We start from the raw sequence: 15,991 nt of genomic DNA on the forward strand, positions 1-15,991 counted from the left end.
AGTGAATATTATAGTTGTGGGGCAATGAGCCTGCAGACAGAACACCACATCTTTCTGAATATAGAGAGTTGGCTCCATCTGTTTAGAGGCTCTTTATGGGCAGTCTTCATATCTCTCTCTATATCCGCCACGAGAGACGAGGCAAGATCGGAGTTGTATATGATACCTGTTATTTCAAAGTTGTGTTCAAGGCTTCTGGCATCCAGGTTGGCAGACCCGACGATGCATATCTCTTGGTCTATTACCATAATCTTGGAGTGGTTGAAACCCTTTGTGTATCTCATGATTTTGATGCCGGACTTCACCATTTCTTCCGTATAGGAGAGCATCGCAGGCGTAACAAAACGTACATCCGCAATATCCGGTATAAGGATCTTTACCTCTACGCCGGCAAGAGCCGCTCCTATGAGTGCTCTGTTGAGTGGCTCCGGAGGAAGGAGATATGGCGTTACGATGTGTATGCTTCTCTTTGCCGTCAGAAGTGCTTTTGTCATTACTTGTTGCAAGATGAACCACTGATCGGTGGGAGAAGTGGGGAAGAAGAGAGCCGGAATGCTTGGAACGGAAGCCGATGAGTCCGTTTGTGTTTCTGTGTCGTAGATGCTTTTCGGGAGGAGTCGCCGTGTTGCGATGTACCAGTCTACCATGAAAGCATTCTCCAGAAGCTTTACACCGTCTCCCTCTATCCGGAAATGGGAGTCTTTCCACACGCCCGATTTTGTGCCATGTATATATCTGTCGGCAACGTTCATTCCCCCGAAATAGCCTGTTTTACCATCTATCACCACTATCTTTCTATGGTTGCGGTAGTTGGCTTTATTGGTTAAGAAGGGGAAGACTACGGGCAAGAACGCTCCCACTTCCACGCCTCCCTGTTTCAATTCTTTCCAAAAAGATCTTTTGGTTTTAAGGCTTCCGAGGTGGTCGTAAAGGACTCGCACCATGACGCCTTCGGCTGCTTTCGCAATGAGAGCCTCCTTGAGACGATGCCCGATATTGTCATCCACAATGATGTAATACTGGATATGGATGTGGTGCTTGGCTTCTTTGATGTCTTGCAGAAGTGCTTCGTACTTGTTTTTTGCCTGAGTGAAAAACTTAATATCCGAGATGGTCGTGAGAGGTACGCCCAACTGCTTCTCCGGAATAGAGAAGATACTTTTGTAGGAGTCGTTGTCTACTTCTACCTGCGGAGGGAGTTCCCCTCTTCCGGGGTAGTCCATAGACATTATTCTTTGAAAGCGACGGAGCGGAATAAGAGGCTTCCCCCTGAACTCTATCCCAAAAAAGAAGTAGAGAAAAAGACCCACGGGAGGCACGAGTATAAGCACAAGAATCCAGTTTACCGCCTTTAACGGCTGGCGGTTTTGGCTGATGATAACGAGAATGACACCGAGAACCAGAAAGAAATAGAACAGCTGCCAAAATAGATCCAACGAACTATTCGTATCAAATAAAAAGTAACTCATACGCGCTCTACTCTGTTATTTCATGGGACAAACAGTATGCTGAAATTGACCGACCCGTACACCTTATGGCTGTAAAAGCAGGGATGAGAAGAGAAAGAGATTGTACCCGGATGCTCTATAATAATGGTACTGCCGCTGTGCACTGTCCCGTGCTTTATCAACAGGTCCGGTATCTCCTCTATATTGTCAAGAGCATAAGGCGGATCGGCAAAGACGATGTCGAAACTCCCTCTTCTGCTCTCGATGAAGCGAAAAGCATCGGACAATATCGGGCGATACGCAGGGTCTTTCAGGGTATCGGCGAGCTTCTGAAGGAAGAGATAGTGTCGCTTATCCTTTTCGACCGCCACCACGGAGCGGCATCCTCTCGACAGGAATTCCAATCCGATGCTCCCCGTACCTGCAAAGAGATCCAAAACACTCTTTCCATCCCAATCGAAGATATTTTCCAGAACATTGAACAAATTCTCTTTGGCAAAGTCCGTTGTAGGACGAGCTTTGAACCCGGAAGGTACTTCAAAGCGACGTTTGCCATATTTTCCGCGTATTATTCTCATGTTCTTATTGCAGATAAAGGTGGCATATCTCTTCGGGAGAGGTGTGTGCCGTGTACTCTTTTATCCTTTCGCCGAAGTAAAGAGAGAGGGTCGGGCTGTCTGCTCCTTCCGCCCAAAGCGTCAGCGAATCGTTATGTGCATTCATTCCCAAGCCTCTCCATATTCGTGTCAGATGGTATATGGCATCTTCTGCACGGGGAGCAATGACACTGTTTCCAAGTAGCAACTTCCCCTGTTCCGCGGCTGCAACGTTCAGACTGCCGCCGGAAAAAGCGGCGTGTACCACCTTTGAACCGGTCGTCAGAGAGGCTTCCACCGATTGTCGGATAAGCTCCGCAAGGATATGATGATAGCTTGGATTGGAAAAAGAGCGCAGTCCGAGGCTGTAAAGAGGTTCGTCCATGGAGAAGCTCATCGCCATTCCGCCGTTGTGCGGTATGCGTAAGATCAGCTCTTTTTTCTCTTCTGCGTCTTCCGTCAGAGCGTGTTGAGTAAAGCCCAAAGTGCTTTTCTGAGACAGCTCTTCCGGCATCAGCATTACCTCTAAAGGCTCCACGAAGATTTTTGTGGAGTGGAAAGGCAGTGAGAGGGGAGTGTGCAGGAACAGCACTTCCTTTACTTGCTCCGAAAGAGAGAGCGATAGCGTGCTTTCGGGAAAAGGAGTGCTGAAAGAGACCAAAAGAGCCGAGCTCTCTTTGTCTCTCGCATAAAAAGAAAGTCCATCCGTTGTGATGCGGATGGACGTATGAAGTTGTTGAGACTTTTGTGGATGTATATCCGCTAACTCTACCATATACCAATGTATGTGATAAGCAATCTCATTAGAATTCTTTTTCCCAGTTTCCTGCGTAGTTGTTGACTTCAACAAGAGAACCAACCTTTAGACCAGGGAACTTTTCCAACTTTTCAGTTCTGTCTTTAAGGTTCTTAAGCTGATGCTTATCGAGGTCTCCCAAGTATACATCGTAGTCCACAGAGGCTTCAAAGATACGGATGTCGAAACCGGAAGCGGTCTTAACACTTGCAGTATCCATTTTGAAGCTGGCGTTTGTTCCCGGAACTATGCCGATGGAAGAGACGTCAAAATTTTCTCCGAAAAGAGCAAGCTTCGCATTTGCCCAAGTGGTATCACGAAGGAAATACTTGTTTTCTCCATACACAAGACCTTTTTCTGTTGCTTCTTTCCAGTTTCCTGTTGCACGAGCTTTGGCTGTGATGGCGGCTGCAGATGCTTCTGTAAGACCGTCTTCACGTTGTTTTTCTGTAAGTTCACCCTCTTTCAAAACAGTAGGAATACGTCCATTGTTCAGGAAGTCTTCCAGCTCCGCAAAATTAGCGGCATGTCTGTTGTATTGTGTCTTAAAAGAGATCTGTGCTGTACGAATGTCTATCAGTCTCTCGATAATAGGTTTCTCACGTTCGGTCTTTTTCTTTTTGAAGTTGATAGGCGTGAGAATACTCATAGCAGACACGTAAGCCAAGCCAACGATGGCGGCTACCAATAAAATTTTGACTATTACTTTCATGCGGCGTGTATATTGTTTATTTTTGTTCTTTCCGAGGGAGTCTCTTTTTTTGACATCCAAAGACAAAAGTAGTAAACTTATTCCAATCCTTAAAGGGTCTTGAATTAAAAAATAGTATCCTATGATTTTGCCTTCCGGTTTTGGCTTCCAATTTAACCATTTTTTTGGACATGAGATGTCTTCTTCTCAAAAAAAGGCTCTTTCCTCACTGCTTTCCTATTTTGAGAATGCGCCGGATGGAGCTCTTTTTGTTCTCAAAGGGTATGCGGGGACAGGCAAGTCCAGTCTTGTGGGAGCTCTTTGCAGGACGCTGCTTTTCTACTATAAACCGGTGGTTTTACTGGCTCCGACCGGAAGGGCGGCAAAGGTCCTCGGAGGATATTGCTCTGCATCGGCATACACCATTCACAGGGTTATATACAGGCAGAAAAGGGTTTCGTTTTTGGAAGAAAGGTTTGACAAAGACAGAAACAGCTATCCGGAGGGAACGGTGTTTATCGTAGACGAAGCTTCGATGATAGGGAACGAAGAGGATGTGTCCGGGATGTTCGGATCGGGCAGACTGCTTGAGGATCTTCTGGATTTTGTATTCTCCACACCCGGTTCAAAGGTTGTCTTCATCGGAGATGATGCTCAGCTTCCTCCGGTGGGTACTACCATCAGTCCGGCTTTGGATGTCGAATTTTTGAAGGCTTACTGTTCGGAGGTTCACTCCGCCGTGCTTACGGACATCGTTCGTCAGGCTGAGCAGAGCAATATTGTCCGTTTGGGTGCACTCCTTAGAGATCACATCCTGCTGTTGCAACAGGAGCTTTCGGCTACGGGAAGCACGGAACACGTTCCGCCACTCTCGCCTATACCATTCGTTCCACAGAAAGACGGAGATGTGTCGATACTTAGAGGGGAGGAGCTGCCTGAGGCTCTGGATCGCTCCATGAGGGATCATTCGGTGGACGATGTAGTGGTCGTTACTCGCTCCAATAAGGATGCCGAAGCGTTTAATGTAGAGATACGCCGTCGGCAGTTCGACTATGAGACCGCTCTTGTTCAGGGTGAGCGTCTCATGGTGGCGCGGAACAACTACTTCTATTTTCCCGGATGCGAAGAGGAAAAACAGAGACGAACCCCCACCCGATTCTCTGCAAATGGAGAGGTGCTTACCGTAAAGCGACTCGGAAAAGTGCGAGAACTCTACAACTTTACCTTTGCGGACGTGACACTCGAAACCGAAACGGAAGAGCAGTTTGAAGCAAAAGTGATCATGGACAGTCTGCTCAATGCTTCTCCCGCACTCTCTCCGGAGCAGCGGCAGGAACTGTTCGATGAAGTGCGGCAAGACTATCCGGAGCTGACCACTAAGGCGCAACTCTATCCGGTGATGCGACAACACCCCTATCTGAACGCTCTGCAAGTGAAGTATGCCTACGCCATGACGTGCCACAAATCGCAGGGAGGGCAGTGGAAAGATGTCTATGTCTACATCGGTTATCTTACGGAGGAGATGATGTCGCTGGATTTCTACCGTTGGCTCTATACGGCTGTAACGAGAGCTACGGGGCATCTCTACTTTGTCAATCCGAGTAAACTGCTGTTCGAGATAGAGGAGTAAGTGTTGTCAGACTCGCTTCGTCGGAGAGGAAGATGTGGGGGATAAAATGCTTCTCCGGATTGGGAAAATTTTCCAAAAGAAAAGAGCAGAAATATTGTTCCGGATAGAGGGCGAACGGCTCTCTATTTTTATATATTCCATCCCGAAAAATGCCCACTTTTTTCTTGCTCTCTATTTTGATCGGAGGTGTCGTTTTCATAGCACGACCAAACTGTTAAATTTGGGTTGTTTTATTAACACAAATTCCGATACTTGTTAAGCCAAAACGCTAAACAAGCATATTTTGTCGGCTTAACGTGTTTAATTTTTCAACGAACACGTTTAGTGATTTCATTAAACACGTTTACCGGATTCGATTAACGTGTTTAACCAAAATCGTTAAGACTCTAATAATCAGCCTTCTATCTGTTTTTGCTCTAAAAAGCACCTAAAAAGGCAGATTTCTCTATTAAGAAATATTTGCGAGCATGGGTGTTAAAATTCACACCAATTAACGCGAAAAAGCCCCATGAAATGGACTGAGAAAAATTTTTTCTCAAATTCGGGCTCATTTGTAACGATTTGTTTTGTAGTATTTTATGACTGATAGAGGAATTATTTCTGTTTTTAAGTCATCTCTGAGAGGTTCAAATCTCTATTTTGGAGCAGCTCTATTTTTATATAAAACATCCTCTTCTGCCCCCTTTTATTCTTGTGAAAAAAGTGCCTATGTGGTACGGTTGAGGGGTGATTATATGGGGTTGTGTAACCGGCTGTGAAAGCATGATATTTTTGATGCCAAGAGGGAAGAGCCGAGAGGTGTAAAGAGAGGGCTTTTTTGTGTTAATCGACCCTGCTTGAGGTGCTATCGAGATATAGGAGAGAGGGAGGCTTTGCTGTTGATAGCAGTATCTTAAAAGATTGGAGGGAATAGACGGATATTGAGAGGTGCAAGGCCTTGACGCTGCTTACAATGCTTCACAAAATTGAAAGCGACAGTCCGGGTATCGAGATGTGCGAAACGGCTCTCTTTTTTCGTCTCGTTTGGAGATTTTGAGATGGCTTTTCCAAGAAACAGATCTGGTTGGGGCACCATTCTTGGCTTTTAAGAGGAGGCTCAATAATGGTAGTGCAGTGCGCTAAAAGGGGAGATTGCAATGGATTTTTCACAAGTCAATATCTCCCTTAATGTGTTGTGTTTATCACCGGTTTGGGGTTATTTGTTCTGCTCTTCGGTAACATTTTACTCTTTAACAAGGTTGCTCTCCATCGGTTGAGGCTTCTCCATTTTTCTTTACGATAATGCTTTCTCCTTTGAGTAGATGCTCTTTTGTCTTGGAGTAATGATTACGCTCTTCTCTCTTTAGCACTGTTTTGTCTTTTAATGGTAGATTTCTCGTATTTGGTTAAGGGCTGTCCGTTTCTGTTTTCGGTTGTCTCTTTTCCTTTGATAGATGCTCTTTTGTCTTGAGCAAAGTTCTACATTCTTCTCCTTTTAGCTCTGTTTTATCTTTTGATGGTCGATTTTGTGTGTTTGGTTAAGGGTTGTCCCTTTCTATTCTCCGCTGTCTTTTATCCTTTGATGGATACTCTTTTGTCTTGGAGTAATGATTACGCTCTTCTCCCTTTAGCTCTGTTTTACCTTTTCATGATAGATTCTGTGTGTTGGGTTAAGGGCTGTCCGCTTCTGTTCTCGGTTGTCTCTTTTTCTTTGATAGATGCTCTTTTATCTTGGACTAATGATTGCGCTCTTCTCCTTTTAGCTCTATTTTATCTTTTGATGGTAGATTTTGTGTGTTGGGTTAAGGGTTATTCATTTCTGTTCTCGGTTGTCTCTTTTTCTTTGATAGATGCTCTTTTATCTTGAACTAATGATTGCGCTCTTCTCCCTTTAGCTCTGTTTACCTTTTCATGATAGATTCTGTGTGTTTGGTTAAGGGCTGTCCGTTTCTGTTTTCGGTTGTCTTTTCTTCTTTGAGTAGATGCTCTATTGTCTTGGACTAATGATTACGCTCTTCTCTCTTTAGCTCTGCTTTGCCTTTCAATGGTAGATTTTGTATGTTGGATTAAGGGCTGTCTGTTTCTGTCCTCGGTAGTCTCTTTTCCTTTGATAGAGACTCTTTTGTTTTGGACTAATGATTACGCTCTTCTCCCTTTAGCTCTGTTTTATCTTTTGATGGTAGATTTTGTGTGTTTGGTTAAGGGTTGTCCGCTTCTGTTTTCGGTTGTCTCTTTTCCTTTGATAGATGCTCTATTGTCTTGGACTAATGATTACGCTCTTCTCTCTTTAGCTCTGCTTTGCCTTTCAATGGTAGATTTTGTATGTTGGGTTAAGGGTTGTCCGTTTCTGTCCTCGGTAGTCTCTTTTCCTTTGATAGAGACTCTTTTGTCTTGGACTAATGATTACGCTCTTCTCTCTTTAGCTCTGTTTTGCCTTTCAATGGTAGATTTTGTATGTTGGGTTAAGGGTTGTCTGCTTCTTTTCTCGGTTCTCTCTTGTCTTTATAGTAGTGTTCTCTTTTTTGTTCGATTGCGAAATGCCTATTCTTATTTTCAGTTGTTTTCTATGCTTTAACGGCAGAATTTTTATAAATATGGGAGAAAGCGAGTCTGTTCTATGCGTGTCGGAGGATATATAAAGAGGAACGGCGGTAAGTGAAACCACTTACCGCCGTTCATTTTATTTACTTAGTCGGGATCAAAGAAGTATTAGTTCTTCACCTCAACTCTTCTTGCCTTGATAGAAAGAGCGTCCTTACCTGTAAGAACAGGGTCTTTACCTTGACCTGCAGTAGTGATACGAGATACATCTACACCCTGTTTAGCAAGATATGATTTAAGGGCTTCTGCACGGTTGATAGCAAGTTTGTTGTTAAGAGCTTCAGTACCTGTGTGGTCGCAGAAACCTGTGATAACAAATTCTACAGTTGGGTTTTCCTTCAATGTAGATACGATTGTTGCCAATTCGTTCTTGTACTTTCTAACATCGATTCTGTGTGAACCTCTGTTGAAGTGTACTGTTGGAAGGTCAAACTTAACTGCTGCAAGAGCTGCCAAACGAGCTTCTTCTTCTGCCTTTCTGCGAGCAGCTTCTTCTTCAGCTCTCTTACGAGCAGCTGCTTCAGCTTCTGCCTTTTCGCGAGCCAAACGTTCAGCTTCTGCTTTTTCGCGAGCGATGCGCTCAGCTTCAAGACGTTCGTTCACTCTGTCTGTAGCCATCTTCTTGATAGCTGAACCAACAGGAGCGTAAAGGATATTGTCTTCCTTGTTTGTGTTACCGATCTTGTAAACAACGCCAAGAGCCACTTGACCTACAACACCATAACGAAGTTTAGTACCTGTATTGTCGATACCGTCGAAGTTGTTGTTGTTTTGGATCCAAGCAGTACCTGCCTTAAGCATTACGTCTACATGCTTGCTTGCGCGAACACGGAAGTCAAGATCTCCACCAAGAGCTAGAGTGAGGTCGTTCTTGAGATCCGAAGTGTTGAACTTCGCATTGTCGCTAACCTTGTGAAGTGTAGGAGAAAACTTGTAAGCATAAACAGCAGGGCTTAGGATAAGAGCCACCTTGCGGTTTGCACCAGGGGCGAATAGAGGAGCCACGTTGAAGTCAAAGTGCAAACCTCCACCCATGTGTACGATCTTAGAATAAACATCCTTGAAAAGCATAGACTCAGCAGGAGCTTTGCTCATATCGCCATAGAATGTCTGACCGTTAGGCATTACTCTGTATTGCATTTCTTCTTTCTTTGCGCCTGCAGGAGCGTTTCCGTACTGACCTGTAAGGCTAAGACCGAAGAATGGATTGAATTGGTAACCCAATTGCAAGCCACCCATGTAACCAAAGTGGATCTTGTCGTGAGCAAGTGTTGCCATATCTCCACCTTGAGTAAATGGTAAACCACCATAGATACCTATACTCCAGTTAGAGTAGTTTTGCTTAATCTCTTTTTTAATCTTTAGAGCTTCTTCCTTAATAAGTTCTTCTTTTGTCTGTGCTTGAGCACCTACTGCTAAAAACAACGGAAGAGCAAGATAAAGTCCAATCTTTCTCATTACTTTGTGATGTTAAAAAGTTATTGTTTGTTACCTTCTTATCTATTTTTAGGCGATAATATATTCTGTATTTTCCTAACGGATATAGGCAAAATCATTGTCCATCTTAGGTTTGAAAATGCCATACTTTGACGCAAAGATAATAATTACTTCTTAAACTCAGTCTAATGTTATAAAAATAATGCCTTTAGCCCACTTCTTTTTGTCTTTTCGGGACTATTTCAAGGGTATTCGAGGGTGTCCCGGAGTATTTTTGTCGCTCCGTTCTTTCGGACTGTCGCTTTGTCTGCTCTTGGAGAAACTTTTCGGTGGAGATACTCTCCTATTTATATATTGGTATTCGGAGTGTTAAAGATTGTTTGCTTGTAATCTCTGCTCAATATAGAAATCATTTGTAACGTTTTTACTAATAGTATTTTGGGGTGGTTTATTTTATTTTGGGCGTCCCCTTTTGTCATGTTAAATAATGATTTTTGGAGCGGAATTGTTTGATTCTTTTGCAGTTAAAAGGTATATTTGTCGAAAAAGTAGTGCTTTTGAAGTCGGTTAAAGTAAGGACATGGCTGAAAATAGCTCTGCTTTCGTGGTTATGAATAGATGGTTTAACAGCACAAATTTATATGCGACATTTGAATTACCGATGTCTCCTTACAGCCGTGGCATGGCTTTCATTCCATGGACTTGTGTCGGCTCAAGCGCCACCGGGAGGAAATAAGGTTAATCAGGATCCGATAAAATCTATCGAGACTGCCATTCAAAAGCAGATGGGAAAAGACTCTCTTGCGATGGCAGATAACCTTAAAACTAAAGACATTAGAAGAACAAAAGAGCTCAATAAAGCCATAGAAGAATCTATCGCAATGGAGCTTGAAAGAGAACGACTCGATTTTCCCGCAATGGATATTTACGGTGAAAACTCTTGGCACTCGAAGTCTGTAAATCCAATAATCGGAACAGCTATTACGGCAATTCCCGATACGTACGACATAGATTGTACCCAATTCACTTCTCCTTTAGGAAACGAAAGTATGCGTGTAACTTCACGCTACGGATATCGTAAAAGATACCGCCGTATGCATTACGGAATAGATATTGGTCTCAGTATTGGAGACTCTGTTCGTGTTGCATTCGATGGAAAGGTTCGCATGGTGAACTATGAAAGGAAAGGATACGGACACTACGTTGTGGTAAGACACCCTAATGGCTTGGAAACTGTATATGGACACCTTTCTCGCGCCATTGTAACGGAAGATCAAGTGGTGAAAGCAGGAGATGTGATAGCTCTTGGAGGCAATACCGGAAGAAGTTCAGGTCCTCACTTGCACTTTGAAACACGTTTCATGGGTATTCCTATCAATCCGGAGCTTATCATAGACTTTTCAACGGGAGTTCCTCACAGTGATGTCTTTACTTTTGTAAAAGGAAGACATAAAGCGGGAGGTAATGCTTTGGCTTCATCTCGAAAGTCTTCGGCATCCTCTACAAGCAAGAATATTGTCGTACACCGAGTGAGAAACGGAGATACTTTATCCGAGATAGCCTCCAGGTACGGCACGTCAGTAAATAAAATTTGTAGGCTTAACGGTATAACGCCAAAAACAACTCTCAAGATTGGTAGAGCGTTGCGTATTACGGCGTAAGTACCTGTTTGAAGCGACATTTGTTATATATAGAGCAATACCATTTAAGTTAACAAGGTTGAGTCTTTACTGAAAAGATTTCTACCTGAAAAGAAGAGCTACGGTTGCAATCTCTAAGATTGCTTAGCTGTAGCTCTTTTTGTGAAGAATAGAGCTATGGCAAAGTATGTTTCGGAAGAGAATGGATATCAACCACTGCCGCCATTGATCCTTGTCGGATTTATGGCAGTAGGCAAGAGTACATTGGGTCGGGTCTTAGCAGAAAAGCTCTCTTACCGATTTATGGATACGGATCTTCTTTTGGAGAATCGCTTTCGGACAACCATTTCAGACCTCATAACCTCCCATGGAGAAGCTTATTTCAGAGAGAGAGAATACGCCATCGTGCAGGAAGTGATGGCGCATGAGTGTTCTGTGATAGCGACCGGGGGAGGAGCTCCCTGCTATAAGGACTGCATGAAACAGCTATTGGACAACGGAGTGGTGGTTTATCTGGAGTGTCCTTTGGATATTCTTTCTGCCCGTCTGTATCGTTATCGCCATACCCGACCCGCGGTGGCACTCAAAACTGCCGAGGAGATTGCTCTGTTTGTGAAAGAAAAACTTGCACTTCGAGAGCCTGTCTATCTGCAGGCAAAGTATCGGGTGGATGTCGGCAAGCTGGAAACGGCAGAAGAGGTTCAGGAATGTGCCGATCGGATATTGGAGTTGTATCACCGGGAGATTGCGAATAGAGAGTAGATGGCATCCGTAAAGCATATTCTGAAAATAGCATCCCCCGTATTTGTATCCCTCATTGCGCAAAATATTGTAGGGATAACCGATACTGCATTTATGGGGCGAATAGGCGAAGTGGCTATGGGTGGATCCGCCATGGCAGTCATGGCATATTATTGCGTATTCACTTTGGGCTTCGGACTTGGAGCCGGAACACAGATTTTGGTATCCAAGCGATTCGGAGAAGGTCGGCGGGACGAGATAGGAAGAGTATTCGGACAAAGCTCCCTTTTGCTTCTTATTGCTGCTCAGCTTTCCTTCTTTATCTGTTACATCTTTGGGGAGTCCATGTTTTATGCGCTCCTTAAAAGTCCGGACGTTGCAGACGTTGCCACCGAATATTGGCAGTGGCGTATTTGGGGCTTTGTTCTTGCTTTTCAGTCCACCACATACCGTGCGTTTTACATAGGTATAGGGAAAACGAAAGTGCTTACCTATAATGCTTTCATCATGGCAGTGGTAAACATCGTGCTCGATTACGTCCTTATCTTCGGACACTTTGGTGCTCCGGCATTGGGTGTAAAGGGGGCTGCTTTGGCAAGTGTCATCGCTGAGGGCTCATCTCTGCTGTTTTACTATTTCTATTCAAGGCTGAGCGGTCATACGGGGGAGTATTCTCTCCACTACACCGCCATACGTCTGAATATAAAGCTGATCCGGCAGATTTTCAGACTATCCTTTTATCTCATGTTGCAAGGACTCGTCAGCCTCATGGTCTGGGCGGTTTTCTTCATCTTCATAGAGAAGTTGGGAGAGCGAGCACTGGCTGTCGCGGCTGTCGCAAGGAGTATCTACATCTTCCTGTATATACCGATAAGTTCATATTCTACCGCTGTCCACACCATCGTGGGGCAGACCATCGGACGGAAAGAGGAGGATAAAGTTCCGGGGCAGGTCTTCAAGATTGCAAGGCTTTCCCTGCTTACGATGAGTGTGTTTGTCGTCATCATCAATCTTTTTCCGCATATCGTCACGGAGATCTTTACGGACGATCTCTCTCTTATCGCCGATGCCGTCCCGACCCTAAGAGTGATTACCATAGCTTTGCTCGGCAGTTCCGTTGCCAATATGTTCTTTGCTGCAGTCTCCGCTACGGGCGCAACCAAGAAGGCGATGCAGATAGAGATGGCAACCATCCTTATCTATCTCGGGATGGCTTGGGTATTGACCTACTACTTGAATGCTCCGGTTCACTGGTGTTTTACCGTAGAGGTCGTATACTATATTATAATAGGAGTCTTCAGTTCGCTTTTTATTATACGGGAGAGGTGGAGACACCCAAAATGGCGAATGTTCCTCGAATAGCATTTGTCTGCTTTCATAGAATTTCTTATCCCGAAACTTTTTTGTATATTTGTAATGAGGGGATGTGGAGAACTCTTCTCAGATGAGAAAGTAATGTTATTAACTAACTTAAATACGACGTTAGCATGAAAGGCAATGGTGGAATGAAATTCCTTATCGGTTTTGCAATTGGAGCAGCAGTAGGTGCTGCCGCTGCATATTTTTCTGATGAAAAGAAACGTAATGACTTTATAGATGATGTATCCGACTTTTCAGACTCTGTAAAGAGCGGAGTAAAGGATGCTTACTACGGAGCTCGCATAAGAGGAAGAAAGGCTTCTCGTGACCTTCAACGCTACTTGGCAGATGTGAAAGACTCTGCAGAAGGAATGTATGAAGAGGTAAAAGACAAGGCTCTCCGTGCTATGAAGTCTTAACTTCCGGCATATACGGAAGATATTTTCAGATCCGATAAATCTCGGATCGTCGGGTAGGTCTTCAATGATCTGCGTTATGTGTGGCTTTGAGATGAGGTGTGGTCATCGTGTCGTTGCGGAGAGCTTAGAGGCTCTACGCTCGTCTTGATGGGGCAGATCTTTTCAAAGCCATATTTTTTTAGGTCTGTACTTTCCGGGGGATAGGGGCAGGTCTTCAGTTATAAATTTGTCGAGTTATAAAGAAATGCAAAAAACATTCTTACAGATCATAGAGGAAACAAAAGAGGACTTCTTGGCCCTGATCTTTTCTCGCATAGAGCTTATGAAGCTGTCGGCTGTGGAGAAAGGAGTGCCTGTGGGTGTCATTGCCGTTTACGCCACTATCGTGCTCACACTTCTCCTTGTGTCCACCACGCTTTATCTGGCTGCGGCCTCTTTTGCACTGAGTCTGCTCTTCACGGAGCTTTATGCCGAGCTGCTCAAAGCACTTTCTCTTGGCTTCACCATCTCAGGTACGATATTCCTCATACCGGCTCTTTACATGGCTTTTCGGTGGAGACACTACACGGATAGATATTCCGAGAAGTATATCCATGTCGTTCTGGATCATTTGGATGAGCAGAATGCCCAAGATGCCATCAAGGATGCCATAGAGGAGAAAGGAGGTAAGGCATGAACCGTAGCCGTCCGATACAAGTCTCTTCCGCAGAAAGGCTGCGAATCAAAAGAGGATTTTACAAGAATGAAATTCGTTCTGCCGAGATGCGTCTCCAGAATAATATAGGCTATCTTTCCCAAAACATCGGATGGATGCTCTTTGAAGAGGTCAAGGGAGTAGTAGCCGAAAGAGTTCCGGGAGGTGGTAAGCTGCTCGGTTTTCTCGGACTGTTCGATCGTTCGAGAGAGAGAGCCAGCATACGAACCATAGATCCCAATGCCCGGCAAGAGGAGCAGCAACAACCCTCTGCACTCTCTTCGCTTCTTTCCGGAGTGGTCAGCAGCCCGATGCTAAGTGCTATCCTTCCTCTGGCAGCCGGTTACATACAGGGTCGGGCTTTCAATCTGGGATTGAAGGCTGTACGCAAAATTCTTTCTCTTCCTTTTGGTCGCAAAAAGAAGTAGTTCAAGCAGATATTGGAGACCATAGAGGGAGTATGGATTGGAAAAATATTCATATATTTGTATTGCCTTAGACGAGAGACTCCAATAGTGGGTCTCCGTTATTGTAATGCAGATATATGAGGTTTTAATAGATTTTTTTACATTCAAAAAATACGATAACTGAAAATGATTAAAGTAGGTATTAACGGTTTTGGCCGTATCGGACGTTTCGTTTTCCGTGCTGCTCAAAAAAGAACAGACATTCAAGTTGTAGCCATCAATGACCTTATGCCGGTAGATTACTTGGCATATATGTTGAAATACGACACTATGCACGGAACATTTGAAGGAACAATAGACTTCAACATGGATAAGAACATTCTTATCGTGAATGGTAAGGAGGTTCGCATAACAGCGGAACGCGATCCTAAAGACCTTAGATGGGCAGAAGTGGGAGCAGATTACGTAGTAGAATCTACCGGTCTTTTCCTAAGCAAAGATAAGGCACAAGGACACATTGATGCAGGTGCAAAGTATGTAGTGATGTCGGCTCCTTCAAAGGACGATACTCCTATGTTCGTTTGCGGAGTAAATCATAAAGAGTATGTGAAAGGTACTCAGTTTGTATCCAATGCTTCTTGTACAACCAACTGTTTGGCTCCGGTGGCAAAGGTTCTCAACGATAAGTTTGGTATCGTAGATGGTCTCATGACCACAGTACACTCTGTTACTGCAACACAAAAGACCGTTGATGGTCCGTCTCTAAAGGACTGGCGTGGTGGTCGTGCTGCTACCGGCAACATCATCCCATCATCTACAGGAGCTGCAAAGGCAGTAGGTAAGGTAATCCCTGCACTCAATGGCAAGCTTACCGGAATGTCTTTCCGTGTACCTACACTCGATGTTTCCGTAGTGGATCTTACTGTAAACCTCGCAAAGCCTGCGAAGTACGATGAGATCTGCAAGGCTATGAAAGAGGCTTCTGAGGGCGAACTCAAGGGCATCCTTGGCTATACAGACGAAGAAGTGGTATCTTCAGACTTCCTTGGAGACGTTCGCAGCTCTATCTTCGATGCTAAAGCGGGTATCGCTCTAACAGATACATTCGTTAAGATTGTTTCCTGGTACGATAACGAGATCGGCTACTCTAACAGAGTGCTCGACCTTATCGCACACATGGCAACAGTAAACGCAAAATAAAAAGATGTCGAGACGACATTGATGCTTTGATTTTAATCATAAATTAGAGAAGGGGCTGTGCCGGCATTTGTTTGGCATAGCCCCTTTTCGCATACATTAAAATGCGTAGAGTTCAAGGCGATAGGGGTGAGGCTCGACAGAGCATACCGGAGTACCTGACCGATGCCGAATATCGCAAGCAACGCAGTGATCTGTACCTTATAATACTCTATGTTTTTCTCTCTATTCATCATGACACCCCTTCCGGATGCTCTCCAAAGTGTCGCCGGTGCATTTGAGCCAGAAGCGCTTCCTTATGGTCTGCTTCTCTTTTCTTTTTCTTCCCCGAAAGGTGTCGGATTCATGGGATAAAA

At 44.3% G+C, this 15,991-nt stretch carries 15 protein-coding genes; 8 read left to right on the plus strand and 7 right to left on the minus strand.

The window, feature by feature from the left end; genetic code table 11:
* Positions 1-8: 8 nt before the first annotated feature.
* The 4 genes from cls to HQ29_RS04145 are packed head-to-tail and all read right to left on the minus strand — an operon-like array spanning position 9 to position 3,552.
* Positions 9-1,469 (minus strand): cardiolipin synthase, encoded by a 1,461-nt coding sequence (gene cls / locus HQ29_RS04130; protein ID WP_036867697.1) that lies wholly within the window; start codon positions 1,467-1,469, stop codon positions 9-11.
* Between the two features lie 20 nt (positions 1,470-1,489).
* Positions 1,490-2,026, minus strand: coding sequence for an RsmD family RNA methyltransferase (locus HQ29_RS04135; RefSeq protein ID WP_036791416.1), 537 nt, complete (start codon positions 2,024-2,026; stop codon positions 1,490-1,492).
* A 4-nt stretch (positions 2,027-2,030) separates the two neighbouring features.
* A complete protein-coding gene (locus HQ29_RS04140; protein WP_036867699.1) occupies positions 2,031-2,819 on the minus strand; it encodes a DUF3822 family protein in 789 nt (262 codons plus the stop codon).
* Between the two features lie 28 nt (positions 2,820-2,847).
* A complete protein-coding gene (locus HQ29_RS04145) occupies positions 2,848-3,552 on the minus strand; it encodes a hypothetical protein (protein ID WP_036791422.1) in 705 nt (234 codons plus the stop codon).
* A 175-nt stretch (positions 3,553-3,727) separates the two neighbouring features.
* Between HQ29_RS04145 and HQ29_RS04150 the strand changes: the two genes are divergently transcribed.
* Positions 3,728-5,161 (plus strand): ATP-dependent DNA helicase, encoded by a 1,434-nt coding sequence (locus HQ29_RS04150; protein ID WP_235318020.1) that lies wholly within the window; start codon positions 3,728-3,730, stop codon positions 5,159-5,161.
* On the opposite strand, the gene HQ29_RS10400 is transcribed toward HQ29_RS04150, so the two are convergent.
* Both HQ29_RS10400 and HQ29_RS04175 read right to left on the minus strand, forming a co-directional pair.
* Positions 5,124-5,360 carry a hypothetical protein gene (locus HQ29_RS10400; RefSeq protein ID WP_036867701.1) on the minus strand — a complete coding sequence of 79 codons (237 nt, stop codon included), beginning with the start codon at positions 5,358-5,360 and terminating at the stop codon, positions 5,124-5,126. The two genes, HQ29_RS04150 and HQ29_RS10400, sit on opposite strands and share 38 nt — an antisense overlap.
* A gap of 2,489 nt (positions 5,361-7,849) precedes the next feature.
* Entirely contained in the window at positions 7,850-9,199 is a 1,350-nt protein-coding gene (locus tag HQ29_RS04175) for an OmpA family protein (RefSeq protein ID WP_036791435.1), read from the minus strand.
* Between the two features lie 620 nt (positions 9,200-9,819).
* On the opposite strand from HQ29_RS04175, the gene HQ29_RS04180 reads away from it, so the two are divergent.
* The 7 genes from HQ29_RS04180 (at position 9,820) to gap (ending at position 15,638) form a co-directional block, all read left to right on the plus strand.
* A complete protein-coding gene (locus tag HQ29_RS04180; RefSeq protein WP_036867709.1) occupies positions 9,820-10,839 on the plus strand; it encodes a M23 family metallopeptidase in 1,020 nt (339 codons plus the stop codon).
* 156 nt (positions 10,840-10,995) lie between these two features.
* Positions 10,996-11,580, plus strand: coding sequence for a shikimate kinase (locus tag HQ29_RS04185; RefSeq protein ID WP_052089798.1), 585 nt, complete (start codon positions 10,996-10,998; stop codon positions 11,578-11,580).
* A complete protein-coding gene (locus HQ29_RS04190) occupies positions 11,581-12,921 on the plus strand; it encodes an MATE family efflux transporter (protein WP_036791442.1) in 1,341 nt (446 codons plus the stop codon).
* 125 nt (positions 12,922-13,046) lie between these two features.
* Positions 13,047-13,337 (plus strand): YtxH domain-containing protein, encoded by a 291-nt coding sequence (locus HQ29_RS09870; protein ID WP_052079439.1) that lies wholly within the window; start codon positions 13,047-13,049, stop codon positions 13,335-13,337.
* A gap of 244 nt (positions 13,338-13,581) precedes the next feature.
* Complete coding sequence (locus HQ29_RS04200; RefSeq protein WP_036791445.1) at positions 13,582-14,013, plus strand: phage holin family protein; 432 nt, start codon at positions 13,582-13,584, stop codon at positions 14,011-14,013.
* Positions 14,010-14,459 carry a hypothetical protein gene (locus HQ29_RS04205; RefSeq protein WP_036867712.1) on the plus strand — a complete coding sequence of 150 codons (450 nt, stop codon included), beginning with the start codon at positions 14,010-14,012 and terminating at the stop codon, positions 14,457-14,459. Before HQ29_RS04200 ends, HQ29_RS04205 begins: the two co-directional genes overlap by 4 nt.
* 165 nt (positions 14,460-14,624) lie before the next feature.
* Positions 14,625-15,638 (plus strand): type I glyceraldehyde-3-phosphate dehydrogenase, encoded by a 1,014-nt coding sequence (gap, locus tag HQ29_RS04210; protein ID WP_036791450.1) that lies wholly within the window; start codon positions 14,625-14,627, stop codon positions 15,636-15,638.
* A gap of 32 nt (positions 15,639-15,670) precedes the next feature.
* Here the strand turns inward: gap and HQ29_RS10255 are convergent, their stop codons facing one another.
* Positions 15,671-15,871, minus strand: a complete 201-nt coding sequence (locus HQ29_RS10255) for a hypothetical protein (protein ID WP_036791452.1) — start codon at positions 15,869-15,871, stop codon at positions 15,671-15,673.
* Positions 15,872-15,991 lie beyond the last annotated feature (120 nt).

It is taken from the genome of Porphyromonas canoris, from assembly GCF_000765975.1.
Classification (GTDB): domain Bacteria; phylum Bacteroidota; class Bacteroidia; order Bacteroidales; family Porphyromonadaceae; genus Porphyromonas_A; species Porphyromonas_A canoris.

Excerpts from the sequence above, each read along its gene's own strand:
- HQ29_RS04150 (WP_235318020.1), top strand. The coding sequence starts at position 3,728 with ATGTCTTCTTCTCAAAAAAAGGCTCTTTCCTCACTGCTTTCCTATTTT.
- HQ29_RS10400 (WP_036867701.1), bottom strand. The coding sequence starts at position 5,360 with ATGAAAACGACACCTCCGATCAAAATAGAGAGCAAGAAAAAAGTGGGC.
- HQ29_RS04135 (WP_036791416.1), bottom strand. The coding sequence starts at position 2,026 with ATGAGAATAATACGCGGAAAATATGGCAAACGTCGCTTTGAAGTACCT.
- HQ29_RS04175 (WP_036791435.1), bottom strand. The coding sequence starts at position 9,199 with ATGAGAAAGATTGGACTTTATCTTGCTCTTCCGTTGTTTTTAGCAGTA.
- HQ29_RS04180 (WP_036867709.1), top strand. The coding sequence starts at position 9,820 with ATGCGACATTTGAATTACCGATGTCTCCTTACAGCCGTGGCATGGCTT.
- HQ29_RS04140 (WP_036867699.1), bottom strand. The coding sequence starts at position 2,819 with ATGGTAGAGTTAGCGGATATACATCCACAAAAGTCTCAACAACTTCAT.
- cls (WP_036867697.1), bottom strand. The coding sequence starts at position 1,469 with ATGAGTTACTTTTTATTTGATACGAATAGTTCGTTGGATCTATTTTGG.
- HQ29_RS04145 (WP_036791422.1), bottom strand. The coding sequence starts at position 3,552 with ATGAAAGTAATAGTCAAAATTTTATTGGTAGCCGCCATCGTTGGCTTG.
- HQ29_RS04190 (WP_036791442.1), top strand. The coding sequence starts at position 11,581 with ATGGCATCCGTAAAGCATATTCTGAAAATAGCATCCCCCGTATTTGTA.
- gap (WP_036791450.1), top strand. The coding sequence starts at position 14,625 with ATGATTAAAGTAGGTATTAACGGTTTTGGCCGTATCGGACGTTTCGTT.
- HQ29_RS04205 (WP_036867712.1), top strand. The coding sequence starts at position 14,010 with ATGAACCGTAGCCGTCCGATACAAGTCTCTTCCGCAGAAAGGCTGCGA.
- HQ29_RS10255 (WP_036791452.1), bottom strand. The coding sequence starts at position 15,871 with ATGATGAATAGAGAGAAAAACATAGAGTATTATAAGGTACAGATCACT.
- HQ29_RS04185 (WP_052089798.1), top strand. The coding sequence starts at position 10,996 with ATGGCAAAGTATGTTTCGGAAGAGAATGGATATCAACCACTGCCGCCA.
- HQ29_RS09870 (WP_052079439.1), top strand. The coding sequence starts at position 13,047 with ATGAAAGGCAATGGTGGAATGAAATTCCTTATCGGTTTTGCAATTGGA.
- HQ29_RS04200 (WP_036791445.1), top strand. The coding sequence starts at position 13,582 with ATGCAAAAAACATTCTTACAGATCATAGAGGAAACAAAAGAGGACTTC.